The 25,089-nt window shown below is 71.0% G+C and carries 18 protein-coding genes; 10 read left to right on the forward strand and 8 right to left on the reverse strand.

The features are described 5' to 3' along the window. Positions 1–56 precede the first annotated feature (56 nt). The 4 genes from CG719_RS01715 (at position 57) to dnaK (ending at position 5,305) form a co-directional block, all read left to right on the forward strand. Entirely contained in the window at positions 57–494 is a 438-nt protein-coding gene (locus CG719_RS01715; RefSeq protein WP_100566632.1) for a hypothetical protein, read from the forward strand. Between the two features lie 153 nt (positions 495–647). Further along, a complete protein-coding gene (locus tag CG719_RS01720; protein ID WP_199836460.1) occupies positions 648–2,726 on the forward strand; it encodes a phage holin family protein in 2,079 nt (692 codons plus the stop codon). Between the two features lie 138 nt (positions 2,727–2,864). Continuing rightward, entirely contained in the window at positions 2,865–3,290 is a 426-nt protein-coding gene (locus tag CG719_RS01725; protein ID WP_100566634.1) for an OsmC family protein, read from the forward strand. A gap of 152 nt (positions 3,291–3,442) precedes the next feature. After that, positions 3,443–5,305: a molecular chaperone DnaK gene (gene dnaK, locus CG719_RS01730; protein WP_100566635.1), complete on the forward strand. Its 1,863-nt coding sequence runs from the start codon at positions 3,443–3,445 to the stop codon at positions 5,303–5,305. A 224-nt stretch (positions 5,306–5,529) separates the two neighbouring features. On the opposite strand, the gene CG719_RS01735 is transcribed toward dnaK, so the two are convergent. Together CG719_RS01735 and CG719_RS01740 are read right to left on the reverse strand one after the other, a co-directional pair. After that, complete coding sequence (locus CG719_RS01735; RefSeq protein WP_100566636.1) at positions 5,530–6,393, reverse strand: helix-turn-helix domain-containing protein; 864 nt, start codon at positions 6,391–6,393, stop codon at positions 5,530–5,532. Beyond that, a complete protein-coding gene (locus CG719_RS01740; RefSeq protein ID WP_100566637.1) occupies positions 6,386–7,246 on the reverse strand; it encodes a helix-turn-helix domain-containing protein in 861 nt (286 codons plus the stop codon). The genes CG719_RS01735 and CG719_RS01740 overlap by 8 nt, the downstream gene beginning before the upstream one ends. 200 nt (positions 7,247–7,446) lie before the next feature. On the opposite strand from CG719_RS01740, the gene CG719_RS01745 reads away from it, so the two are divergent. Together CG719_RS01745 and CG719_RS01750 are read left to right on the forward strand one after the other, a co-directional pair. Beyond that, on the forward strand, positions 7,447–7,752 hold the full coding sequence (locus tag CG719_RS01745; RefSeq protein WP_100566638.1) for a 4a-hydroxytetrahydrobiopterin dehydratase: 306 nt from the start codon (positions 7,447–7,449) through the stop codon (positions 7,750–7,752). A 29-nt stretch (positions 7,753–7,781) separates the two neighbouring features. Then, complete coding sequence (locus CG719_RS01750; RefSeq protein ID WP_100566639.1) at positions 7,782–8,525, forward strand: class I SAM-dependent methyltransferase; 744 nt, start codon at positions 7,782–7,784, stop codon at positions 8,523–8,525. A gap of 46 nt (positions 8,526–8,571) precedes the next feature. Here the strand turns inward: CG719_RS01750 and CG719_RS01755 are convergent, their stop codons facing one another. Further along, entirely contained in the window at positions 8,572–11,253 is a 2,682-nt protein-coding gene (locus CG719_RS01755) for a cellulose binding domain-containing protein (protein WP_100566640.1), read from the reverse strand. A gap of 176 nt (positions 11,254–11,429) precedes the next feature. Then, positions 11,430–14,348 (reverse strand): glycoside hydrolase family 48 protein, encoded by a 2,919-nt coding sequence (locus CG719_RS01760; protein ID WP_100566641.1) that lies wholly within the window; start codon positions 14,346–14,348, stop codon positions 11,430–11,432. Between the two features lie 296 nt (positions 14,349–14,644). On the opposite strand from CG719_RS01760, the gene CG719_RS01765 reads away from it, so the two are divergent. The 3 genes from CG719_RS01765 to CG719_RS01775 all read left to right on the forward strand — a co-directional run bounded on the left by CG719_RS01765 (position 14,645) and on the right by CG719_RS01775 (position 19,089). Further along, positions 14,645–16,120 carry a cellulose binding domain-containing protein gene (locus CG719_RS01765; RefSeq protein WP_199836461.1) on the forward strand — a complete coding sequence of 492 codons (1,476 nt, stop codon included), beginning with the start codon at positions 14,645–14,647 and terminating at the stop codon, positions 16,118–16,120. 89 nt (positions 16,121–16,209) lie between these two features. Then, positions 16,210–17,943: a glycoside hydrolase family 6 protein gene (locus tag CG719_RS01770; RefSeq protein ID WP_100566643.1), complete on the forward strand. Its 1,734-nt coding sequence runs from the start codon at positions 16,210–16,212 to the stop codon at positions 17,941–17,943. Positions 17,944–18,168: 225 nt separating this feature from the next. Continuing rightward, on the forward strand, positions 18,169–19,089 hold the full coding sequence (locus tag CG719_RS01775) for a class I SAM-dependent methyltransferase (RefSeq protein WP_100566644.1): 921 nt from the start codon (positions 18,169–18,171) through the stop codon (positions 19,087–19,089). Positions 19,090–19,136: 47 nt separating this feature from the next. Here the strand turns inward: CG719_RS01775 and CG719_RS01780 are convergent, their stop codons facing one another. The 4 genes from CG719_RS01780 to CG719_RS01795 all read right to left on the reverse strand — a co-directional run bounded on the left by CG719_RS01780 (position 19,137) and on the right by CG719_RS01795 (position 23,848). Beyond that, a complete protein-coding gene (locus tag CG719_RS01780; RefSeq protein WP_376491669.1) occupies positions 19,137–19,832 on the reverse strand; it encodes a glycoside hydrolase family 75 protein in 696 nt (231 codons plus the stop codon). A 119-nt stretch (positions 19,833–19,951) separates the two neighbouring features. Continuing rightward, positions 19,952–20,788, reverse strand: a complete 837-nt coding sequence (locus CG719_RS01785; RefSeq protein ID WP_100566645.1) for an aldo/keto reductase — start codon at positions 20,786–20,788, stop codon at positions 19,952–19,954. Positions 20,789–20,907: 119 nt separating this feature from the next. Then, on the reverse strand, positions 20,908–22,734 hold the full coding sequence (locus CG719_RS01790; RefSeq protein ID WP_100566646.1) for an AMP-dependent synthetase/ligase: 1,827 nt from the start codon (positions 22,732–22,734) through the stop codon (positions 20,908–20,910). A 241-nt stretch (positions 22,735–22,975) separates the two neighbouring features. Further along, positions 22,976–23,848 (reverse strand): LysR substrate-binding domain-containing protein, encoded by an 873-nt coding sequence (locus CG719_RS01795; protein ID WP_100566774.1) that lies wholly within the window; start codon positions 23,846–23,848, stop codon positions 22,976–22,978. A 163-nt stretch (positions 23,849–24,011) separates the two neighbouring features. Between CG719_RS01795 and CG719_RS01800 the strand changes: the two genes are divergently transcribed. Continuing rightward, positions 24,012–25,049 (forward strand): bile acid:sodium symporter family protein, encoded by a 1,038-nt coding sequence (locus CG719_RS01800; RefSeq protein WP_100566647.1) that lies wholly within the window; start codon positions 24,012–24,014, stop codon positions 25,047–25,049. Positions 25,050–25,089 lie beyond the last annotated feature (40 nt).

A 25,089-nucleotide genomic window follows, 5' to 3' on the forward strand; every position in this document is an offset into this window, starting at 1 on the left:
AGCCTACGGGCAGGAGTAGGGTCGGCGGCGGAAACCCGGAGGTGAGGGGGGACGCCATGGGAGAAGTGCGGGATGCCCCCGGCGGGGGCGCCCCGGCGGTCGTCCGCGTCACGGCGATCGCGAGCCTGACACCCCTGGAGGAGCTGCACGACGAGCCCTTCCTGGTGGACTCCCGCGGCCAGCACGCGATGTGCGCCCGCTGGGCCGCCGAACACGGCTACGTGATCGCGCGGGAACTGCTCGTCCGGGGGCTGCGCGCCGACCACAGTGCCCTGTGGGAGGGAGTGCGCCCCGGCATGGACCTTTTCGTCGCGCCCAGCCGGCGGGTGCTGGAACGGGCGCTGTCCTCCGTCGAGGAGTTCGCCGACGAGTGCGCACGGCGCGGGGTCCGGGTGGAGACGGTGGGCCAGGCCGAGCCCTCGTACGACGCCCAGATGAAGGCCTGCGTGCACCGCCGCCTCTCCATGCCGACCGCCGGCTACGACGGCCGCTGACCCCCTGACTCGCTGACCCCCTGACTCACCCCTCCGCCCCCACCGCTTTGTGGGTGTTACCGCAGGTCACGGCGATTTGTGCGGGTGTATGACAAGCTGGGACGCGTCCGTGCGGAGGCACCGGGCGGGGCGGAAGCGGAGGATGTGCCAGGCATGGGTGGCGGGCGGCGGTGGCGGCGGGCCGCCAGTCAGGTCGGGCGCAGCGTCGCGGTGTGGGCCGTCTCCACGGTCACCCTGCTGGTGCTCGCCGGGATCCTGCCGGACTTCCAGCTGCAGTCGCCGGACGGCGACAGCGCCACCACGATCGCCGTGACCGCCGCGCTCGGCGCGGGAGCCTTCGGTGTGCTGTCGGCCGTGGTGTGGCCGCTGCTCGTCCGGCTGCTGCTGCTCGTGCCCGCCCTGGTCCTCGGGCTGCTGGTGTTCTTCCTCAACGGCTCCCTGCTCCTGCTCGCCCTGCGCATCACCCCCTCCGGCCAGGCGGAGGCCGCCCCCGAGACCGCCGTCATCGTGGCGGCGGTGATGTCCGCGGTCGCCTCGGCCACCGGCGCCGCCCTCGCCGTGCGCGACGACGACGCCTACCGGCGCCGTCTCCACCGGCTCGCCGACCGCCGCCGCAGACGGCTGCGGCCCTGCTCGCAGACCCCCGGCACCGTCGTCGTCCAGCTCGACGGCGTCGGCCACGACGTGCTGCGGGACGCGGTCGACGAGGGCCTGATGCCGACCGTGGCCCGCTGGCTCGGCGCCGGCGAGGGGGAACAGGGGCCCACCCACCGGCTCACCCCCTGGCGCACCGACTGGTCCAGCCAGACCGGCGCCAGCCAGCTCGGCATCCTGCACGGGTCCAACCACGACGTCCCCGCCTTCCGCTGGTACGAGAAGGACACCGGCGAGGTGATGGTCTGCAACCGCCCCAGCAGCGCCGTCGAACTCCAGCGCCGCGCCGTACGGCGTACCGGCGACGGCGGGCTGCTCACCGCCGACGGGGCCAGCCGCGGCAACCTCTTCGGCGGCGGCGCCGGCGAACTCGCCCTCGTCCTGTCGGTGGCGGTCCGCCGCGACCGCGGCAGCCGCTCCCGCGCGGGCTACTTCGCCTACTTCTCCGACCCCGCCAACGCCGTCCGCACCTTCCTGTCCTTCGTCGCCGAGACCGGCCGCGAGATCGGCCAGTCCCTGCGCGCCCGGCTCCGCGAGGAGCGCCCGCGTGTCTCCCGCGGCGGCCTGTACCCGCTGGTCCGCGCCTTCGCGACGGTCGTCGAACGGGACGTCGTCGTGGCCGCGGTGATGGGCGACCTGCTCGCCGGGCGCACCGCCGTCTACGCCGACCTGGTGGCGTACGACGAGGTGGCCCACCACTCCGGGCCGCACAGCCGGGACGCGGCGCAGGTGCTGCGGCGCCTGGACCGCTCGCTGGCGCTGATCGAGCAGGTCGCCGAGCACGCCCCGCGCCCGTACCGGTTCGTCCTCCTGTCCGACCACGGCCAGAGCCCCGGCGAGACCTTCCGCTCCCGCTACGGCCTGACCCTGGGCGACCTGGTCCGGGCCGGCTGCGGACTGCCCGTGCCGCGCCGGGCGGAGAGCACGCGCAGTGGCGCCGAGGCGCGGGCCGCCGTACGGGCCGCGCTGGGCCGGCCGGTCGAGGAGAACGGCGAGGACCGGCGGCCCTCCCGCCGCCCCGAGCCCGTCGTGCTGGCCTCCGGGAACCTGGGCCTGGTCTCCTTCCCGGACGTGCCGCACCGCATGAGCCAGGAGGAGATCGACGCCCGCCACCCCGCGCTGCTGTCCACGCTCGCCGACCACCCGGGCGTCGGCTTCCTGCTCGTGCGCAGCGAGGAGCACGGCGGTGTCGTCCTCGGCCCGCGCGGCGCACGGATACCGCTGGCCGAGCTGGACACCGCCCCCGGCCCGCTGGCCGCCTTCGGCCCCGGCGCGGCCGACGCGGTACGCCGCACCCACTCCTTCCCGCACACCGCCGACATCATGGTCAACTCCAGCCACGACCCGGCCGACGGGGAGGTCCTCGCCTTCGAGGAGCAGATCGGCTCCCACGGCGGCCTCGGCGGCGCGCAGGGCCGCCCGTTCCTGCTGTCGCCGCTCGACTGCTCCCCGCCGGTCGCGGAGGGCGAGGAACTCGTCGGCGCCGAGCACGTCCACCGCGTGCTGCGGCGCTGGCTGCGGGAGGCCGCCGGGACCGGGACACCGCTCGGCGCCGAACCGGAGGAGCGCGCCGCCTGACCGCGGGGGCGGAACACAAGGAGAGCGACCCACCACATGTCGCGGCCAGGTCTGGTGGATCCCCGCAACGCGGATGTGATCGGATGGCGCTTACGGAATCCCGGCAGCGGGAACGTAGGCGAAAGGTATGGAACCACCGTGGCAACCACGCGAACCGCTCACACCGTCTGGGAAGGCAACCTGCTCGAGGGCAACGGCGTCGTCTCCTTCGACTCCTCCGGCATCGGCGAGCAGCCGGTGTCGTGGCCTTCGCGCGCCGAGCAGGCGAACGGGAAGACCAGCCCCGAGGAGCTGATCGCCGCCGCCCACTCGAGCTGCTTCTCCATGGCGCTGTCGCACGGCCTGGCCGGCGCCGGCACCCCGCCCACCACCCTGCGCACGAAGGCGGACGTCACCTTCCAGCCGGGCGAGGGCATCACGGGCATCCACCTCAGCGTCGAGGGCACGGTCCCCGGCATCGACAACGACGCGTTCGTCGCCGCCGCCGAGGAGGCCAAGAAGAACTGCCCGGTCAGCCAGGCCCTGACCGGTACGACGATCACCCTGGACGCCAAGCTCGCCTGACGCGAGACGCACGTCCGACGATGCCGCGCCCCTCGTCCGGGGCGCGGCATCGCTGTTCCCGGGTAGAGCGGCAGGCGGCGGGTACGCGGCATTGACAACAGCGCACTCAAGTTCTGAGCTGGAGACCAGGAGGCGCCCGGAAGGGGACGAAGATGGCACGTGCGGTCGGGATCGATCTCGGGACGACGAACTCGGTGGTGGCGCTGCTGGAAGGCGGTGAGCCCACCGTCGTCGCCAACGCCGAGGGCGCGCGCACCACGCCGTCGGTCGTGGCGTTCGCCAAGAACGGCGAGGTGCTCGTCGGCGAGGTGGCCAAGCGGCAGGCGGTGACGAACGTGGAGCGCACCGCACGCTCGGTCAAGCGGCACATGGGGGACGCGAACTGGCGCTTCCCGGACAAGGGCTCCGTCGACGGCACCCGCTTCCGGGCACAGGAGCTGTCCGCCCGCGTCCTGCAGAAGCTGAAGCGGGACGCGGAGTCCTACCTCGGCGAGGACGTCACGGACGCGGTGATCACCGTGCCCGCGTACTTCGACGACTCCCAGCGGCAGGCGACGAAGGAGGCCGGGGAGATCGCCGGCCTGAAGGTCCTCAGGATCATCAACGAGCCGACGGCCGCCGCGCTCGCCTACGGCCTGGACCGGGGCGAGGAGCAGACCGTGCTCGTCTTCGACCTCGGCGGCGGCACCTTCGACGTCTCCCTGCTGGAGATCGGCGACGGTGTCATCGAGGTCAAGGCCACCAACGGCGACACCCACCTCGGCGGCGACGACTGGGACCAGCGGGTCGTCGAGCATTTGGTCAAGCGGTTCAAGGGCCAGTACGGCGTCGACCTCGGCAACGACAAGATGGCGGTGCAGCGGCTGGGCGAGGCCGCCGAGAAGGCCAAGATCGAACTGTCCTCCTCCACCGAGACGACGATCAACCTGCCCTACATCACGGCCTCCGCCGAGGGCCCGCTGCACATGGACGAGAAGCTCACCCGCGCCCAGTTCCAGGAGCTCACCGCCGATCTGCTCGACCGCTGCCGCACCCCCTTCCACCAGGCCGTCAAGGACGCGGGCATCAAGCTCTCGGCCGTCGACCACGTGATCCTCGTCGGCGGCTCCACCCGGATGCCGGCCGTGACCGACCTGGTGCGGGAACTGACCGGCAAGGACCCGCACAAGGGCGTCAACCCCGACGAGGTGGTGGCCGTGGGCGCCGCGCTCCAGGCGGGCGTGATCCGCGGCGACGTCAAGGACGTCCTCCTCCTCGACGTCACCCCGCTGTCCCTCGGCATCGAGACCAAGGGCGGCATCATGACCAAGCTCATCGAACGCAACACCACGATCCCGACCCGGCGTTCGGAGATCTTCACCACCGCCACCGACAACCAGCCCTCGGTCGGCATCCAGGTCTACCAGGGCGAACGCGAGATCGCCGCGTACAACAAGAAGCTCGGCGTCTTCGACCTCACCGGTCTGCCGCCCGCCCCGCGCGGGGTGCCGCAGATCGAGGTCGCCTTCGACATCGACGCCAACGGGATCATGCACGTCTCGGCCAAGGACCTCGCCACCGGCCGCGAGCAGAAGATGACCGTGACCGGCGGCTCGGCGCTGCCCAAGGACGACATCGACCGCATGATGCGGGAGGCCGAGCAGTACGCCGAGGAGGACCGCAGGCGCCGGGAGACCGCCGAGACCCGCAATCAGGCCGAGCAGCTCGTCTACCAGACGGAGAACTTCCTCCGCGACAACGGCGACCGCGTCCCCGCCGACACCAAGTCGGAGGTCGAGGCCGCCGCCGCCGAGGTGAAGGCGCTCCTGGAGCAGCAGGCGGAGACCCCCGCGCTGCGCACGGCCATCGACAAACTGGCCTCGGTCAGCCAGCGGATGGGCCAGGCGATGTACGCCCAGGCCCAGCAGAGCGGCACCGAGGGCACCGGACAGCAGCAGCCGCCGCCCGACGAGGACACGGTGGTGGACGCGGAGATCGTCGACGACGAACGCGACACGAAGGGCGGCGCCGCCTAGGGCGTGTTTCGAAGGTGGCGTCGTTCGCCCGGAGGGCGGGCCCCGCGGCGTCTGGTGCGTGCGATCGCAAGGCGGAGGGTCGCCCTCGTACTTGGGTGTACGTGGGCGATCCCGACAACGCAGCGAGCGTGCGTGCCAGGCGTCGCGGGGCAGACGGCACTTTCGATACATGCCCTAGAACTGCCCCGGCCGACTGCGTCAGGTCGTCGGCCGCCGGGCAGGGCTCACAGGTTCTCGCGGTACTTCCGCAGCAGCTCGCGGGTCTGCTCGGCGGTGGCGGCGGCCGCCGTCATACGGTCCAGGACCTCCAGGTGCACGGAGATCTCCGTGCGCGAGTCCAGGTACAGGGCGCCGGTCAGGTACTCGGTGTAGACCAGGTCGGGCAGCTCCGGTTCGGCGAAGCGGAACAGCGAGAACGGCGCGTACGTCCCCGCGTGCGGCCCCCGCGTGAACTCGGCGACCTGCACCGTCACCCGGTCCCGCTCGGTGTACCGGAGCAGCTTGTCGAGCTGGTCGCGCATCACCTCGGGGCGGTCGCTCACCGGCCGCCGCAGCACCGTCTCGTCGACGATCACCCACAGGTGCGGCGGATCGGCCCGCTCCAGCAGCCGCTGCCGGGCCATCCGCAGCGACACGTGCCGCTCGACCGCGTCCGGCCGGCGCTGACCGACGGTTCCCGCCTCCAGCACCGCACGCGCGTAGCCCTCCGTCTGGAGCAGCCCCGGCACGAAGTGCGGCTCGTAGGAGCGGATCAGCCGGGCGGCGCCCTCCAGGCTCACATAGAGGCTGAACCACTCCGGCAGCACGTCGTGGAAGCGCTGCCACCAGCCCGGGGCGTTGGCCTCCTCGGCCAGCGCGACGAACGCGGCCGCCGCCTCGTCGCCCACCCCGTAAGCGGTCAGCAGTATCTGCACGTACGGGATCTTCAGCGCGACCTCGGCCGTCTCCATCCGCCGTACGGTCGCGGGCGCCACCCGCAGGACGCGCGCGGCCTCCTCGCGTCCCAGCCCGGCCTTCTCCCGCAGTTCCTGAAGTCTTCTGCCGAGCACCACCTGACCCACGGTGGGCGCGGCCCGCCGCTCACTCACGCCCTGCCTCCCGGCTCTCTCCCGCCCACGACGAGTGAAGGTACTCGACGGTGGCCGGATCGGCGGGCACGAACGTCTCGATCGCCAGTTCCGCCACCGTCACGTCCATGGGCGTGTTGAAGGTGGAGATGGAGGAGACGAACGACAGCACCCGCCCGTCGTGCTCGATCCGCATCGGCAGCGCGAAGTACGGCACCTGCCCGGGCGCCCCGGCCGCCTCCCGCGCGCCGCGCGGCACCGGGTAGGTCGCCACCTCCTCGTACAGCTCGCGCAGCGCGGCCGAGCGGTGCAGCGCGAGCTGCCGCTCCATCTGGGCCAGCAGATGCCCGCGCCACTCGCGCAGATTGCGGATGCGCGGCGCCAGACCCTCCGGGTGCAGGGTCAGCCGCATCGCGTTCAGCGGCGGGGCGAGCAGCCGCTCCGGGACGCCCTCCAGGAGCATCGTGATGCCCCGGTTCGCGCTCACCACGTCGTACGTCGCGTCGACCACCAGCGCCGGATACGGCTCGTACCCCCGGATCAGCCGCTCCAGGCCCTCGCGCAGCGGGCCGAGCGCCGGGTCGTCCAGCGGGGTCTGCCGGTACCTGGGCGCGTAACCGGCGGCCACCAGCAGGGCGTTGCGCTCCCGGACCGGCACCTCCAGGTGCTCCGCGAGGCGCAGCACCATCTCCTCGCTCGGCCGGGACCGCCCGGTCTCGACGAAGCTGATGTGCCGGGCCGAGGAGTCGGCGCGCAGCGCCAGTTCGAGCTGACTGATCCGCCGCCGCTCCCGCCAGGACCGCAGCAGCGGGCCCACGCCCCGGGCTGCGGAGGCGGCGGGGGACGCGGTGGTGCCGGACGCGACAAGGGCCATACGCACGACCGTAGTCGAGGACGGGGCGTACGACCGAGTCGCGGGCCGCCGTCCCAGGCCGCGTGCGGGGCCGGCAGAGCCGCGGGCCTGCTCGGTCCCGGGGACGCGGCGGCCCTCCTGTGGCAGTCTGAACAGAAGCGCGAGACCCGGCGGAGGTCCCGGCGGAAGTCCAGGAGAAGCCCAGGAAGGGAGCCGGTCCCATGCCCGTCGCACCGCTGTCGCACAAGGAGGTCGAGGACCGGTTGGCCGAGCTGCCCGGCTGGTCCGTCGAGGGGGACCGCCTCACCCGTTCCTTCCGGCTCGGCTCGCACTTCGCGGCGGTGGCGATGGTCGTGCACATCACCCAGGTGCAGGAGGAGCTCAACCACCACTCCGACCTCACCCTGGGCTACAACACGGTCTCGCTCGCCGTGCACACCCACAGCGCGGGCGGCGCCGTCACCGAGAAGGACTTCGAACTCGCCCGCCGGGTTCAGGACCTGGCGGCGGGACACGGCGCGAGCTGAGCCGCGCCCGGACGGGGAGGGGGATCCGCGTGCTGGACTACGACGAGGAAGCCGAGCGCTACGACGCCTCGCGCGGCGGCGAGCCGAGAGCGGAGGCCGCGGCGGAGGCGGTCCTCGGGCTCATACCGGAACGGACGCGCGAACTGCTCGACGTGGGCTGCGGCACCGGCATCGTGACCCGCCGCCTCGCCACCGCCCGCCCCGGCCTGCGGGTGACCGGCGTCGACCGGGCGCCCACGATGGCCCGGCACGCCGGAGCACGGCTGCCCGGCGCCGTCGTGCTCGCCGACAGCCGCAGCCTGCCCTTCCCGGACGGGCGGTTCGACGCCGTCACGAGTGTGTGGCTGCTGCACCTGGCGCCCGGCCCCGGGGAGGCGCGGGCGATGGTCGCCGAGTGCGCCCGGGTGCTCCGGCCCGGCGGGGTGTACGTCACCACGGTCGACAAGGCCGCCGCGCACAACGTCGGCAGCGACATCGACGCCGTCCTCGCCTCCCGGCCCCGCAGCCCGGCCCGCGACGACGCCGGCCTGGTCACCGAATACGCCGCCGCGCACGGTCTTGTCCCGGCCGGGCAGGCCCTCTTCCCGGGCCGCGACCAGGGCCGCAGCCCCCGCCGCACCATCGCGGACCTGCGCCGCGGCTGGTTCGTCACGCTGCCGCCGGGCGCCCCCCTCGCCGAGGTCTTCGCCGAGCGGCTGGCGGCCCTGCCCGACCAGGACCGCCGCCGCCCGGACCCGGTCTTCACCCTGAGGGCGTTCCGCAAGGGGGACTGAGCCAAAAGGGGCGCGTGCCGCGTCCGGCACGCGCCCCTCCCCCCCGTCAGGAGACCTTGCAGCTCTGGCCGCCGACCGTGAAGGCGGCCGGTCTGCCGTTGGTCCCCGTCCAGCTCCCCGTGAAGCCGAAGCCCACCGAGGAACCGGCCGCCACGGTGCCGTTCCAGCTCACGTTCCGCGCGGTCACCGAGGCGCCCGACTGGGAGTAGTCGGCGTTCCACAGCTGGGTGACCTTCTGCCCGTTCGGGAACGACCAGGTGAGCGACCAGCCGTTCCAGGCCGTGGAGCCGGTGTTGGTGAGCTGCACGTCGGCCTGGAAGCCGTCGGTCCACTGATTGGTGACCTGGTACGTCACCGCGCAGGCACCGGCCGGCGGCGGTGTCGTGCCACCGCCCGGGTCACCTCCGCCCGTGTCCCCGCCGCCGGTGCCGGAGGTGTCGCCGTAGATCACGCCGCGGCCGTTGGTCGAGACGTACACGCGGCCGTAGACCCGCGGGTCGCCCGTGATCGCCGCGCCGGTCCAGCCCCACTGGTGGGCGTCGTCGTTGATCCGGGTCCAGCTCGCGCCCTTGTCGGTGGAGCGGAAGATGCCCCGCACCCCGCCGATCTTCGCGCTCGTGTACAGCGTCTGGTACGACGCGCCGCTCGCCGCCTTGCCGAAGCCGATGGTGTCGGCCTGCTCGACGCCCGCCAGCTTGGTGAAGGACGCGCCCCCGTTGACCGAGTGCCACAGCCCGTACGCGCCGTCGCTCGCACCGCCCGCCAGCCAGACGTCGCCCTTCGTGCCCGGCAGGGCCTTGAAGCGCACGCTGTCACCGCTGGGCAGACCGGTGGCCGACGAGGCGGTGAAGGTGGCGCCGCCGTCCGAACTCACATAGAACTTGCCGGACTTGAAGCCGTAGAAGGTCTTCGCGTCGACCCGGTCCGATTCCACGACGGCGCCCGCCGGGATCCCGGCCGACGCCGACCACGAGGACCCGAAGCCTGTCGAGTACCGCACGCCCGTCCCCGCCGGGCTCCACACGAACCGGCTGCCGTCCGCGGCGGCCGCGACCGTCCCGCCGCCGCTCACGCCCGACGGGTCCGTGCCGGCGAACCAGTTGGCGCCGTTGTCGGTCGAGAAGGCGATGTGCGCGCCCGAGTCCGTGTCGCCGACCCGCACCACCGTGTTCGGGTTGGTCTCGGCGAAGTCCAGACTGGTGCTCGTGGTGAAGGCGGGAGAGGTGAAGATCATCGACGGGACCTTCGTCAGATCCGTGTGCCGGAAGCCGCCGAGGTCGCCCAGCGCGCTGAGCAGCGGTGCTCCGGAGGGCGGGGAGGCCAGGTCGTTCACCGCCGTCTCCTCGAGGCCCTGCACCATCGGGCGCACCGCGAACTGACCGCCGCTGTCCCACTTGGTGAGGTTCTCGGTGCCGTAGATCGTCGCGCCCGTGCCGTACATCATCCGGTTGGAGTCGAACGGGTCGATCTCCAGCGCCTCCGTCATCCACCCGAGTTTCGGGGCCTGTTCGGGCGGTGAGGGGTTGGTGCCGAAGGTCAGCCAGGGCGTGGACGACACGTCCATCGTGTAGCGGTTGGAGCGGTTCGGGTACGACGTGTAGTCCCAGGCCTGCGTCCAGGTCGCGCCGCTGTTGGTGGAGCGGAAGATCTGCGTGTCCGGCCACCAGGAGCTGTAGGCCGTCGCCATCACCGTGCCCGGGTGCTGCCGGTCGAGTGTCAGACCGCTGAAGCCGTAGTAGGTGTCGGCCACGGCGACCGGGCTGATGTTCGTCCAGGTGCCGGTCGCGGTCGCGTACCGCCACAACTGGCCCTTGCCGCCGTCGTACGGGCCGCCCGTGTCGCTGTAGGCGAGGTACAGGTAGCCGTTCTTCGCGTCCAGGACGCCCTTGTGGGCCAGGTATCCGGTCGGCTGCCCCGGCAGCCGCTGCCAGGTCGCGCCCGCGTCCGTGGAGCGGTACACCGCGTTGTCCTTGTCGGCGACCCCGGCGTAGACGGTCTTCGTCGCGTTGCCGGAGGTGCCGGTGGACTCGTCGAAGGTGACCCAGACGACGCCCTGGTTGTCACTGGCGTAGCCGGACGTGTCACTCGGGTCCTGCGCGTAGTTGCCCGGGTTGGTGAAGCTCGTGACCCGCGACCAGGTCGCCCCCGAGTCCGTCGACCGCCACAGCCCCTTGCCGCTCGGCGCGCCCAGGTACAGCACGCTGTTCTTGTTCGGGTCGATCGCCAGCCGCTCGCCCATCCCGCGGCCGGGCATGTTGCCGCCGAGCTTGAACGGCAGGTCGGCCTTCTTCCAGCTCGCGCCCCGGTCGGTGGAGCGCAGCACGGCGCCGTTGCCCGGGTCCCAGCTGTTGGTGTACGTGCCGACGGCCGCGTACACCCGGTCGGGGGCGGCGGAGTCGGAGGCGAGGGAGACGACGCCGGTGTGCCCCCAGTCGTCCCAGCCGACCGAGTCGAGCAGCGGGGTCCAGGTCTTCGTCGACTGCTGCCAGCGGTAGGCGCCGCCGATGTCGGTGCGGGCGTAGGCCAGGTTCTTCTCGCTGCGGTTGAAGACGATGCCGGGGACGAAGCCGCCCCCGTCGATACGGGCGTTCTTCCAGGTGTACGTGTCTGCCGCGAGCGTGGCCGGTGCGGCGGGCCGGGCCACCGCGGACGGGGCGCCGGCGAGCAGTCCGGCGGCGAGGGCGAACACGGCCGTGAGCACACGGCCGGTGCGGGGAGTTCTTCGCACGGTGGGGCTCCTCTCGACGGAGGGCGGAGGGCGGGAAGCCGGAGGGGGAGGGGAAGGGGGGAGAAAAAAGGGGGGAGGATGTGACGACCGGGCGGCTCCCCCCCGTGAGGGAGCCGCCCGGTCGGGGTCCCGCCGGCGAATGACGGGCCCCGGTACACGGAGCGTTCAGCGGGGACTTATTCGAGGAGCTCCGCGTACGAACCCATGGCGAGCGCGATGTCCGCCTGCGCCCAGAACCGGTGGTAGGTGAAGACCGGGGCAGCGCCGCCCTTGAGGTAGGACTCGATCTTCGACCAGGCCGGGTCGTTCTTGTAGAAGGAACGGAGGGAGCTGAACGTCGACGAGGAGTCGATCTTGTCGCCGTTCGGCATCGTGCCGGTCCAGCCGCTGGGGACGTAGACCTTGTCGCCGAAGCGGCTGTAGTCGGTGCGGGTCTCCGGGACGGCGATGCCCAGGCTGTCCTGGTTGTTGTTCCACATGCCGTCCAGCAGCGCCTTCGCCGTCGACTTCGCGTTCGCGTCACCGGACCTGGCGGCGTAGTACGTCAGGGTCTTGGCGTACGAGGCCGCCACACCGACGTCGTTGGTGTAGTCGGCGACGGTGACGTGCAGCGAGTTGTTCGCGCCGGGCGAGGAGGCGTTCCAGGTGTCCGGCTGCCCCGACCACTTGAGAGTGGAGGGGATCTGGAAGGTGCCGTTCGGGTTGACCGTGGTCTTGGACAGCGCCCACTTGACCCACTTGTCGAGCACCGTCTTGGCGGCGGCGTCACCCGTCTGCTGGTAGTACTCGGCGACCCGCTCCATCGACCAGGTCTGGAAGCCGAACCACTGGTTGGACGGCGGGTCGTGGTAGACGGGCTGCCAGTCGTAGTACATGCCGTAGAAGGTCGGCGTGCCGGCCGGCGGGGTCGCGTAACGGCCCTGCCAGCTGTTGGTCGCGCCGCCCGCGATGGCGCCCTCGGAGGACTGGAGCCACCGGTAGAACTCCAGTTGCCGCGTGAGCGACTTGTTCCAGTCGGCCGCGCCCGTCGAGGACTTGGGCTTCAGGTCGGCGTTGCTGCTCAGCGCGTACGCCGCGAGCGGGTTCTGGTAGCCGCCGTGGACGTGGCTGGAGCCGATGCGCCAGGCCCAGCCCGCCGAGGAGTCGGTGGCGCCGCCCCAGGCGTAGTACCAGGAGAGCAGGTAGTGCGAGGCGTCCTTGCCGGTGCCGGCCGGGCAGGAGGAGGCCCCGACACAGTTGCCGATCTTCTTGAAGTACTTGTCGTACATCGAGTACCGCAGGTAGTCGCCCATCTTCGCCGCCTTGGCGACGGTGGCCGACACATCGGCGCTCTTGCCCTGCGCCTTGGCCCACAGGTCCGCCCAGTACGCCGCCTGGACGGCACGCGCGTCGGCGTCGGGGGCGTCGGTGAACTTCCACTGCTTGGCGTACGAGGAGTCCCCGGTGAACAGGTCCAGGTAGCCGTTCTTGCCGCCGTACTTGAAGGCGTCGCAGGTGGGCTGCGGCACCGTCTCCCAGACCGACTCCTCGGGACCGCGCTGGAAGGTGTTGATGTACGACGGTCCCTTGGCCGTGGGGCCGGCCTCGCACTGGCCGCCCGGCGTGTTGCCGTAGCCGTAGACGTTGTCGACGTCCTCGATCCAGTGCATGCCGTAGATGTCGTCCGTGCCGTACGCGGACTTCAGCTCACCCGCGATCGGGTCGGAGCCCACCGACACACCGGTGTCCAGCTTCGCCGGGTACTCGTTGGGTGTGTCGTACTCGGGCGCGTACGTCGCCGGCTTGGAGGCCGTGTAGAAGGAGTTGGTCGCCTGGTCGGCATGGGTGGGGATCATGTACTTCTCCATGATTCCCCAGGCGCCGTTGAACTTCGACCAGTCGCCCGTCACCTTGCCGTACATGGCCTGCAGCCACAGGAGGTAGCTGTACGCCTCCGACGTGGTCTCGTGACCGTGGTCGGGCGCCTCCACGATCAGCGTCTCCACCGAGTGGTAGGGGATGCCGTCGGGGGAGAAGTACCCGTTCGCCGGGTTGGTGATCTTCCCGTACAGGTCCAGGAAGCGGGCGTCGTACGCCTTCGAGCCCGCCAGCTCCGTCACGGTGACCGTGGCCTTGGTGTAGCCGGTCGCCGAGGCGGTGAAGACCGCCGAGCCGGTGCCCGAGGCGTCCGCGGTGATGGTCACCTTCTGCGCGGTGTTCCAGTTGGACGGCGTGAAGGTGAGCGAGGAGCCGCCGGTCACGGACAGGCCCGTGTTGCCGGACGTGCGGGTGGTGCTCACCGCCACGTTGGCGCTGGGCTGGTTCGACAGCTTGACGTCGAAGGTGCCCGTCTTGCCCTGCTGGACGCCCAGCTGGGTGGGCGAGACGACCACGGCGGGGCCCGAGGCGACCGTGATGCCGACCGGCGTGGACGCCGCGGAGGCACCGAGGCTGTCGTAGGCCTTCGCCACCAGGGAATGACTGCCCGCGGTCAGGTTCGAGACGGAGAGCGTGTACGGCGCGGTGGTGTCGGTCCCCAGCAGCGTCGTGTCGTCGTAGAACTCGACCTTGGTGATGCTCGCGTTGTCGGCCGCCGCGGCGGTCGCGGCGAGCGGCACCGCGGCACCCTGCGTGTAGACCGCGCCCGGGGCCGGGCTGGTCAGCACCGCCACCGGCGGCTGGTGCGCGCCGGCGCAGGTGGTGCCGTTGACCGCGAAGCTCGTCGGGGCCGCGTTGGTGCCGCTGTAGCTGAACTGGGCACCGGTGTTCACGGCGGCGCCGGCGGCGACCGTTCCGTTGTACGACTCGTTCTTCACGGTGATCGTCTGGCCGGACTGCGACCAGATGCCGTTCCAGCCGTTGCTGAGCTTCTGATTGCCCGAGTAGCCGTAGGTGAGGGTCCAGCCGTTGATGGTGTCCGTGCCGCGGTTGGTGATGGTCAGGTCCGCGGTGAAGCCGGAGCCCCAGTCGTTGGTCTTGTAGTCCACGCTGCACTGCAGGGCCGCCGCGTGCGCGGTGGTCGACCCCGTCGACAACATGGTGAGCGGAAGCGCGAGGGCCGCCACGGTGGCGGTCCACAGCCGCCGCACGCCGCGGCGTCTGCGTCGGGGATGCATGTGCTGGTTCCTCCTTGCGGCTCGGGGGAGGTGGGGGAGGATCGTCAAGCCGTGAACCAGTGGGAGCGCTCCCATAGTGCGGACGGGTGTCCAGGGGGTCAAGGTCCTTGAAGAGTCGAAAAGATTCGACGCTGTTCAACAGCCTTTAAAGGGCGTTGAGTTGAGGAAGTTCGACAAAAGTTCGCACACCCTCTGTCCTTCGCCGTCACTTGCCGCTACCTTCACTCGAACCAGTGGGAGCGATTCCATCAGTCGACGCGGCCGTCACGGCGCGCCAGAGCTGCAAGGAGTCGCTCATGCGACACCCCCCGCGTTCAGTCCTTTTAGGCATCGCCGGTGCGGTCGCGCTCGTCGGGAGCGTGGTCGTACCTGCGGTCACGGCGCACGGAGCCGCACCCGCGTGCACGGTGGAGTACACCGTCACCAATCAGTGGGACGCCGGCTTCCAGGGCGACGTGAAGATCACCAACAACCAGGCTCCGCTGAGCAGTTGGAGCCTGACCTTCGACTTCGCCGGCGGGCAGCAGGTCACGCAGGGCTGGAACGCGAAGTGGTCCCAGTCCGGTACGAAGGTGACCGCCGCCAACGAGAGCTACAACGGCTCTCTCGGCACCGGCGCGAGCGTCAGCGCGGGCTTCCTCGGCTCCAAGTCGGGGAGCAACCCCGTGCCGACGACGTTCAAGCTCAACGGCACCACCTGCAACGTCGACTCGGGCCCGTCCACACCGCCGACGGACCCGCCGCCGACCGGTGACGGCAAGGCACCCGCCCTGCACGTCTCCGGCAGCAAGCTGGTCGACGCCGCCGGGAACAACCGCCGGCTGCTGGGCGTCAACCGCTCCGGCGGCGAGTTCATGTGCGTCCAGGGCTACGGCATCTGGGACGGCCCCGTGGACGACGCCGCGATCAAGGCGATCGCCGACTGGAAGGCGAACGCCGTCCGTATCCCGCTCAACGAGGAGTGCTGGCTGGGTCTTTCCAACATCAAACCCGAGTACGCGGGTGCCAACTACATCAACGCGGTCAAGGAGCTGGTGGCCCGCGTCGAGGCACGCGGCATGACCCCGATCGTCGAACTGCACTGGACCTACGGCCAGTACACCGGCAACTCGGCGGGCTGCTCCGACGTGCACGCCACCTGCCAGAAGCCGATGCCCGACGCCCAGTACACGCCGTCGTTCTGGTCCTCGGTCGCCAGTACGTTCAAGGGTGACCAGGCCGTCGTCTTCGACCTGTTCAACGAGCCCTATCCGGACCGGGCGACCTCCAGCCTCACGGACGCCTGGAAGTGCTGGCGCGACGGCGGCACCTGTCCGGGCATCGGGTACAAGGTCGCCGGCATGCAGAGCCTCGTCGACGCGATCCGCGGTGCCGGGGCGAAGAACGTCGTCCTCGCCGGCGGTCTCGCGTACTCCAACGACCTCGGCCAGTGGCTCACCTACCGGCCCAGCGACCCGGCGGGCAATCTGGGCGCCTCCTACCACGTCTACAACTTCAACACCTGTTCCAGCGCGAGCTGCTGGAACTCCACCCTCGTCCCGGTCGCGGCCCAGGTGCCGCTGGTGGCCGGGGAGATCGGCGAGAACACCTGCTCGCACGGGTTCATCGACCAGGTCATGAAGTGGTTCGACGACCGTGGCCTGTCGTATCTGGGCTGGACCTGGAACACCTGGGACTGCTCCTCCGGGCCGTCCCTGATCTCCGCCTTCGACGGCACGCCCACGGCGTTCGGCGCCGGGCTGCGCGACCATCTGCGCGCCCTCAGTCCCTGAGCCCCTCTCCGCGAGCCCCAGTCCGCACGTCCCTGTCCGAAAGTCCCGTAACCGCACATCAGGTTCGACAGAAGGAGCAAGTCGCACTCATGAGCCGCACCAGAACATCGATACTCGCCGCCATGGCACTGGTGGCCGGGGCGACGGGAACGGCGCTGACCGCCGCACCCGCCAGCGCCGCGGTCCCCTGTACCGTCGACTACAAGGTCAACCAGTGGGACAGCGGCTTCACCGCCGATGTCACCGTCAAGAACAACGGCGCCGCCAAGTCGAGTTGGTCGCTGAAGTGGACCTACGCCGGTAACCAGAAGGTCACCAGCTTCTGGAACGCGAAGGTCAGCCAGAGCGGTGCCAACGTCACCGCGGCCAACGAGACCTACAACGCCAGCCTGCCGACGGGCGGTTCCGTCAACTTCGGCTTCCAGGGCACCTACAGCGGCACCAACGCGATCCCGGCCTCCTTCAGCCTCGACGGCGTCACCTGCAACGTCGACAACGGCGGCGGCAACCCCGGTGGAGGTGACCCGGGCGGCGGCGACCCCGGTGGCGGCAACCCCGGCGGCGGCAACGGAAGCCGCGTCGACAACCCGTACGTCGGCGCCAAGGTGTACGTGAACCCGGAGTGGTCCAAGAAGGCCGCCGCCGAGCCCGGCGGCACCAGGGTCTCCAACCAGCCGACCGGCGTCTGGCTCGACCGCATCGCCGCGATCAACGGCGTGAACGGCGGCATGGGCCTGCGCGCCCACCTCGACGAGGCCCTGAAGCAGAAGGGCACCGGCGAAGAGGTCGTCCAGGTCGTCGTGTACGACCTGCCGGGACGCGACTGCGCGGCCCTCGCCTCCAACGGCGAGCTCGGCCCGACGGAGATCGACAAGTACAAGACGCAGTTCATCGACCCGATCGCGGCCATCCTCGGCGACTCCAAGTACTCCTCGCTGCGGATCGTCACCACCATCGAGATCGACTCGCTGCCGAACCTGGTCACCAACACCAGCGGCCGCGCCACCGCCACACCGCAGTGCGACACCATGAAGGCCAACGGCAACTACGTCAAGGGCGTCGGCTACGCGCTCGCCAAGCTCGGCAAGATCGCGAACGTCTACAACTACATCGACGCCGGGCACCACGGCTGGATCGGCTGGGACGACAACTTCGGCCCGTCGGCCGACATCTTCAAGCAGGCGGCCACCAGTGAGGGCGCGTCCGTCAACGACGTGACCGGCTTCATCACCAACACGGCCAACTACAGTGCCCTGAAGGAGAACAACTTCTCCATCACCGACCAGGTCAACGGCGTCTCGGTACGCCAGTCCAAGTGGGTGGACTGGAACCAGTACGTCGACGAGCTGTCGTTCGCGCAGGCCTTCCGCAACAAGCTCGTCTCGGTCGGCTTCAACTCCAACATCGGCATGCTGATCGACACCTCCAGGAACGGCTGGGGCGGATCGGCGCGTCCGGCCGGTCCGGGTGCCAAGACCAGCGTGGACACCTACGTCGACGGCGGGCGCTACGACCGCCGCGTCCACATGGGCAACTGGTGCAACCAGGCGGGAGCCGGTCTCGGTGAGCGTCCGAAGGCGGCGCCGGCCGCGGGCATCGACGCCTACGTGTGGATGAAGCCGCCGGGGGAGTCCGACGGTTCCAGCTCGGCCATCGCGAACGACGAGGGCAAGGGCTTCGACCGCATGTGCGACCCGACCTACGGGGGCAACGCCCGCAACGGCAACAGCATGTCGGGCGCGCTGCCGAACGCTCCGGTCTCCGGGCACTGGTTCTCCGCCCAGTTCCAGGAGCTGATGAAGAACGCCTACCCGGCGCTGTAGTGACCCGCTCATGAGCCGGTGATCCGCCGGGGCCGGCCTTGCCGGCCGGCCCCGGTGGACGGCTCCTCCCCGCGGCCGGGGGGCACCTGCCCCCCGGCCGTACCTTCACGTCCGGCTCCTTTCCGTCCTTTCTTTGCCGTCGCTTTTGCGGCCTCGGCAACAGGAGTGGCCCTCTCCCGGTGCGTCGGCGCAGGCTGACCGCACCGGACGAGAGAGGCTGATCGCATGGCGCACCTACCCCACGCACACCCCGACCACCAGGAGGACCACCCCGGCGGGCACGGCCATCACGGCCACGGTCCGGGCGACATCGACTGGGCCGTCATGGCTCCGCTCCTCGAGGCCCAGGCGGAGCTGTTCACGCCCCTGTACGGGACGGTCATGGCGTGGCTGAGGGAGAAGGCGCCCGAGCCCGGCCTGATCGTCGACGCCGGCAGCGGGCCGGGCGTGGTCTCCTGCCTCTTCGCCGAGGCGTTCCCGGGCGCGCGGGTCGTCGCGGTGGACAGCTCCGAACCGCTCCTCGAGCGGGCCCGGGCCCGCGCGGCCCGTCTCGGTCTGGCCGACCGGCTCAGCACGCTCACCGGTGAACTCTCCGGCGTGCTGGACGAGTTGGAGTATCCGGCGGATCTGCTGTGGGCCGGAAACAGCCTGCACCACCTGGGCGACCAGCGGGCCGCCCTCGCCGCGTTCGCCGAGCGGCTGGCGCCCGGCGGCACGCTCGCCCTGCTGGAGGGCGGCCTCCCCGCCCGGTTCCTGGCCCGTGACCTCGGCATCGGCCGGCCGGGCCTGCAGGCCCGGATCGACGTGGTGCAGGAGGACTGGTTCTCGCGCATGCGGGCCGAACTGCCGGGCTCGGTCGCCGAGACCGAGGACTGGCCGGCGCTGCTGGCGTCCGCGGGCCTCGAGCCGGCCGGCACCCGCAGCTTCCTGCTCGACCTGCCCGCGCCGGTCTCCGACCAGGCTCGCGCCTATGTCGCCGCCGAACTGAACCGGCTCCGCGAGGCCCTGGAGGGCGGCATCACCGCCGAGGACCGCGCCACGCTCGACCGGCTCCTCGACCCCGACGACGAGGCGAGCGTGCACCGCAGGAGCGACCTCTTCGTGCTCAGGGCGTACACGGTGTACACGGCGGTACGGGCCGCCTGAGCAACAGGGGCCCGGCAACCTCGCGCTGCCGGGCCCCGGCCACAGCCCTAGTCGGCGGCGACGAACTCCTTCGCCAGCCTCTCGCCCAGGGCGACCGCCGCGCTGTGGCTCTGGATCGGCGAGACCCGGGAGTTCTTGAACAGGATGTAGGTCACTCCGGAGTTCACGCCTCCGGTGGCCGGGTCCGGGTTGATGCCGAGGGCCTTGGCGGTGGCGTACGAGGCCTCGCCGATGATCTCCGAGGGGCCGGTGTCGCCGACGACCGCGTACTCGACCCGGTCGCCGTGGATCACGGCCACCACGCCGCCACCCCTGATGCCGGCCGCGGCGTAGTCCCAGATGGCGCTCGCGCTCGGCACCACCACGTACGGCAGCGACTCCGCCTCCAGCGGCCGGCCGTCGGACCGGTGGAAGGCCGTGTCGTCGTGGAACCAGGGGTCGGCGGTCTCGTTGCAGTGGGTGGTGCGCACGCCGTCGCAGTCGATGTCCATGTCGGCCTTCCAGAACACCACGCCGTTCCCGCCGCACACCGGGACCGTGGCCGGAGCCCCCTCGTCCGTGCGGTACTTGCCGTGGGAGATCTGCCGGCAGGTCGTCACCTTGGCGAGCAGCTCGGCGGCGCCGACCGAGCCTTCCCTGGTGGGCCGCGGATCCCCGCCGCCGGAGGCGTGTGCGGGGGCCGTTCCGGTGGCGAGCAGGGCGGCACTCAGAGCCGCGGCGAGGGGAGGTCTTCGTATGTGCACGGGGGAGACCCTTCTGTCAGGAAAGTTTCCTTACATGTGGCGCGTCCCGATGGCGATGACGCGCGGCGCGTCCCGGAACCGCCGGGCGGCGGACCGGGACGCACCGCGCCCGGTGAGGATCAGACCACGTCGAACTTCGCCGGGTCCGGGCCCAGGCGCCGGTCCTCGTTCAGGGCGCTGATCGCCCCGAGGTCCTCGTCGTCCAGGCTGAAGCCGAAGACGTCGATGTTCTCCCGGATCCGGGAGGGGGTCACCGACTTCGGGATCACGATGTTGCCGAGCTGGAGGTGCCAGCGCAGCACGATCTGGGCGGGCGTGCGGTTGTGCTTCTGCGCGATCGCCACGATCGCCGGAACCTCCAGCAGGCCCTTGCCCTGGCCGAGCGGCGACCAGGCCTCGGTGGCGATGCCCTGCTCCGCGTGGTACTCGCGGGCGGCGTGCTGCTGGAGGTGCGGGTGCAGTTCGATCTGGTTGACCGCCGGGATCACCGAGGTCTCGGCGATCAGGCGCTCCAGGTGCTCGGGAAGGAAGTTGGAGGTGCCGATCGCCCGGACGCGCCCGTCGGCGAGCAGCTCCTCGAACGCCTTGTAGGAGTCGACGAACTTCCCCCGGGCCGGCGTCGGCCAGTGGATCAGGTAGAGGTCCACGTACTCCAGGCCGAGCTTGGCGAGCGAGGCGTCGAAGGCGCGCAGCGTGGAGTCGTACCCGTGCTCGCTGTTCCAGAGCTTGGTGGTGACGAAGACCTCCTCGCGGGGGACCCCGGAGGCGGCGATGGCCTTGCCGGTGCCCTCCTCGTTGCCGTAGATCGTCGCAGTGTCGATGCTCCGGTACCCGGCCTCCAATGCCGTGGCGACGGCCCGCTCCGCCTCGTCGTCCGGCACCTGCCAGACTCCGAAGCCCAGCTGGGGCATCTCGACGCCGTTGTTGAGGATGATCGGGGGGACCTTGCTGCTCACTAGCTTCTCGATCCTTCACTTGTCGTCCGGTGTTGCTCCCATCGTCAACGATCACGGGCCGTACCGCATTCCTGGTCGGCCGTTCCGGCCGAAACCGGCCCAGGCGGTGCGGGCCCCGCTCAGACCTGGTACAACGCCTCCACCTCGGCCGCGTACGCGTTCTCGATGGCCTTGCGCTTGAGCTTCAGGGACGGGGTCAGCAGACCGTGCTCCTCGGTGAACGGCTGGGCGAGGACACGGAAGGTGCGGATCGACTCCGCCTGTGAGACCAGCGTGTTGGCGGCGACCACCGCACGGCGGACCTCGGTCTCCAGATCGGGGTCGTGCACCAGCCGGGCCGCAGGCATCCGCGGTTTTCCGCGCATCCGGAGCCAGTGCTCGACGGCCTCCTGGTCGAGGGTGACCAGCGCGGCGACGTAGGGGCGGTCGTTGCCGACGACGATGCACTGGGAGATCAGCGGATGGTCGCGCACCCGCTCCTCCAGCAGCCCCGGCGCCACGCTCTTGCCGCCGGAGGTCACCAGGATCTCCTTCTTGCGGCCGGTGATCGTCAGATAGCCGTCCTCGTCGAGGGAACCGAGGTCGCCGGTGGCCAGCCAGCCGTCGTGCAGAGCCACGTCGGTGGCCTTCTCGTTGTTGAGGTAGCCCTGGAAGACGTTGCTGCCGCGCAGCCAGATCTCGCCGTCGTCGGCGATGTGCACGGTGGTGCCCGGGACGGGCTGTCCGACTGTGCCGTAACGGGTGAGTCCGGGCGGGTTGGCGGTGGCCGCCGCGGTGGTCTCGGTCAGCCCGTAGCCCTCGTAGATCTGCACGCCGGCGCCCGCGAAGAACAGGCCGAGCCGGCGGTCCATCGCCGAGCCGCCGGACATCGCGTTGCGGATCCTGCCGCCCATCGCGGCGCGGACCTTGGAGTACACGAACGTGTCGAAGAACTGGTGCTGCATCCGCAGGCCGGCCGAGGGGCCCGGGCCGATGCCCCACGCCTTGGCCTCGACGGCGTCCGCGTACTTCACGGCGACCTCGACGGCCTTCTCGAACGGCCCGTCCCTGCCCTCCTTCTCCGCCTTGCGGCGGGCCGCGCCGAACACCTTCTCGAAGATGTACGGCACCGCCAGGATGAACGTCGGCCGGAACGCCTGCAGGTCGGGCAGCAGCGCGGAGGCGTTGAGCTGCGGCTGATGGCCGAAACGGACCTTGCCGCGGATCGCGGCGACCTCCACCATCCGGCCGAAGACATGGGCGAGCGGCAGGAACAGCAGCGTCGCCGCCTCGTCGCCCTTCCTGCTGTGGAACACCGGTTCCCAGCGTTCGATCACCGTGTCCGACTCGTACATGAAGTTGCCGTGCGACAGGACGCAGCCCTTGGGCCGGCCGGTGGTGCCGGAGGTGTAGATGACGGTCGCGACCGAGTCCGGGGTGACCGCCTCCCGGTGCCGGTGCACCACGGCGTCGTCGATGTGCGCGCCCGCGTCGTAGAGCCGCGGCACGATGCCGGTGTCGAGCTGCCAGAGCTGGCGCAGTCGCGGCAGCCGGTCGATGACGGTGGCGATCGTCATCGCGTGCTCCTCGTGCTCCACGACCGCCGCCGTGACCTCGGCGTCGTACAGCGCCCAGAAGCACTGCTCCGCCGAGGAGGTGGGGTAGAGCGGTACCACCTGGGCGCCGATCGTCCACAGCGCGAAGTCGAACAGCGTCCACTCGTAACGGGTACGGGACATGATCGCGACGCGGTCGCCGAAGCGGATGCCCTGGGCGAGCAGGCCCTTGGCGAGGGCCAGCACCTCGTCGCGGAACTCCGCGCAGGTCACGTCCCGCCATCCGCCGAACTCGTCCTTGCGGCCGAGCGCGATGTGGAGCGGGTCGTCCTGGGCATGCTGGAAGACGACGTCGGCCAGTCCGCCCACCGGCGGTGGCAACGTCGACGGAGGGCTGGTGAACTCGCGCAAACCCCGCTCCCGTTCCTTGTGACGCTCCGCACAGCGCCGTGAAAGCTACCCCAGCGCGACGGGGGCGGCAGGGCCCGCGAAGGCCTCCGGCGCCCCCGCGGACGCCGGAAAATGCGCTCACAAGGGGAAGGGTCGGACAGGTTTCCCTACGGATGAGTAAGGTTCGGTGCCGCTTTCTCCACCGAATCTGTACTGCCCGCTTACGGCCCTCGGGGCGGGCAGGCCCGGGGAGGGGCGCGTTTCAGCCGACGCCGTGCCGGTGGAGGCGGTCGCCGCTGGAGAGGATGGCCGTGGCCAGGGCGTCGGCCGCGTGGTGGGGAGTGTCGTGGCGGCGGCCGTGGACGAGGACGAAGTCGACCCCGCCCAGTTCCGGCAGGCCCGCGCGGTCCGGGACGCGCACCAGACCCGGCGGGATCAGGCCGCGGGAGTGGGCCATCACGCCCAGGCCCGCGCGGGCGGCGGCGATCAGGCCGTTGAGGCTGCCGCTGGTGCAGGCGACGCGCCACGGCCGGCCCTGGCGCTCCAGGGCCTCCAGGGCGAGGGCGCGGGAGATGCCGGGCGGCGGGTAGACGATGAGCGGCACCGGCCGGTCGGGGTCCAGGCGCAGCCGTTCGGCGCCGATCCAGACCATGCGGTCGTGCCAGACCGGTTCGCCCGCCGGGTCCTCCGGGCGCCGCTTGGCCAGCACCAGGTCCAGCTTTCCGGCGGCGAGCTGCTCGTGCAGGATGCCCGACAGCTCCACCGTCAGCTCCAGGTCGACCTCTGGATGCTCCGAGCGGAAGCCCGCCAGGACCTCCGGCAGCCGGGTCAGCACGAAGTCCTCCGACGCGCCGAACCGCAGCCGGCCGCGTACCCGGGCGCCGGTGAAGAACGCCGTCGCCTGCTCGTGCACCTGGAGGATCCGGCGCGCGAAGCCCAGCATGGCCTCGCCGTCCTCGGTCAGCTCCACCGAGTGGGTGTCGCGGGCGAAGAGCAGTCTGCCGGTCGCGTCCTCAAGACGGCGTACGTGCTGGCTGACGGTCGACTGACGCAGCCCGAGCCGCCGGGCCGCTCCCGTGAAGCTGAGGGTCTGGGCCACGGTGAGGAAGGTGCGCAGCTGGGCTGGGTCGTACACGAGGGCCACCGTACACCGGTCATCACGAGATGCGATGACAGTCAGAGTCGTATGACGGATTCCCGATCAGCGCCGTGAGGGGCACGATGAAGAGAGGATCCGGGGTCCCGACGGGCTCGTCGCTGCCCGTACCGACCCGAAGAGCACGAGCAAGTGGAGCACCGTGAAACGCCTGCGCCGGAGGAACCTGCCGATCGACCCGTACATCGTCCTGCTGCTGGCGACGGTGGGCATCGCGGCGCTCCTCCCCGCCCGCGGCGCGGCCGCCCATGTGGCCTCGGGCGCCTCGACCGGCGCGATCGCCGTGCTGTTCTTCCTCTACGGCGTCCGTCTCTCCACCCGCGAGGCATGGGACGGCCTGAAGCACTGGCGGCTGCATGTCACGGTCCTGGCCTGCACCTTCGTGGTCTTCCCGCTGCTCGGGCTGGCCGCCCGCGGACTCGTCCCGGTGCTGCTGAACCAGCCGCTCTACCAGGGCCTGCTCTTCCTCACCCTGGTCCCGTCGACCATCCAGTCGTCGATCGCGTTCACCTCCATCGCCCGCGGCAACGTGCCCGCCGCGATCTGCGCGGGCTCCTTCTCCTCGCTGGTCGGCATCATCCTCACCCCGCTGCTCGTGGCCGTGCTGCTCGGCAGCGGCGGCGGTGGCTTCTCCGGGCACTCGCTGGTCACGATCGTGCTGCAACTGCTCGTGCCGTTCGTCGCCGGGCAGCTGCTCAGGCCCTGGATCGGCGGTTTCGTCGGCCGGCACAAGAGGATCCTCGGGCTGGTCGACCGCGGCTCGATCCTGCTCGTCGTCTACACCGCGTTCAGCGAGGGCATGGTGCGCGGCATCTGGCACCAGGTCAGTCCCGCACGGCTCGGCGGCCTGCTGGTCGTCGAGGCCCTGCTGCTCGCCGTGATGCTCGCCCTGACCTGGTACGGCACCCGGGCCCTCGGCTTCTCCCGCGAGGACCGCATCGCCGTGCAGTTCGCCGGCTCGAAGAAGTCGCTGGCCTCCGGGCTGCCCATGGCGAGCGTCCTGTTCGGCGCCCATGCCTCGCTCGCCGTGCTGCCGCTGATGGTCTTCCACCAGATGCAGCTCATGGTGTGCGCGGTGATCGCCAAGCGCCGGGCGCGCGACCCCGAGGTGCGGGAGGGGACCGCCGGGCAGGCACCGGCGTCGCGCACCGAGGCCGCCACGGCGAACCGGACCCGTTGACAGTCCTTTTGACAGCTGCCTCGGTTTCGGATTCGGATGC

Origin of the sequence: Streptomyces sp. CB01373 (assembly GCF_002803075.1) — a bacterium.
Classification (GTDB): Bacteria; Actinomycetota; Actinomycetes; order Streptomycetales; family Streptomycetaceae; genus Streptomyces.

Bases quoted from the DNA above. Each gene is read 5' to 3' on its own strand.
- CG719_RS01720 (WP_199836460.1), top strand. From the start codon at position 648: ATGGGTGGCGGGCGGCGGTGGCGGCGGGCCGCCAGTCAGGTCGGGCGC.
- CG719_RS01770 (WP_100566643.1), top strand. From the start codon at position 16,210: ATGAGCCGCACCAGAACATCGATACTCGCCGCCATGGCACTGGTGGCC.
- CG719_RS01775 (WP_100566644.1), top strand. From the start codon at position 18,169: ATGGCGCACCTACCCCACGCACACCCCGACCACCAGGAGGACCACCCC.
- CG719_RS01745 (WP_100566638.1), top strand. From the start codon at position 7,447: ATGCCCGTCGCACCGCTGTCGCACAAGGAGGTCGAGGACCGGTTGGCC.
- CG719_RS01765 (WP_199836461.1), top strand. From the start codon at position 14,645: ATGCGACACCCCCCGCGTTCAGTCCTTTTAGGCATCGCCGGTGCGGTC.
- CG719_RS01715 (WP_100566632.1), top strand. From the start codon at position 57: ATGGGAGAAGTGCGGGATGCCCCCGGCGGGGGCGCCCCGGCGGTCGTC.
- dnaK (WP_100566635.1), top strand. From the start codon at position 3,443: ATGGCACGTGCGGTCGGGATCGATCTCGGGACGACGAACTCGGTGGTG.
- CG719_RS01740 (WP_100566637.1), bottom strand. From the start codon at position 7,246: ATGGCCCTTGTCGCGTCCGGCACCACCGCGTCCCCCGCCGCCTCCGCA.
- CG719_RS01760 (WP_100566641.1), bottom strand. From the start codon at position 14,348: ATGCATCCCCGACGCAGACGCCGCGGCGTGCGGCGGCTGTGGACCGCC.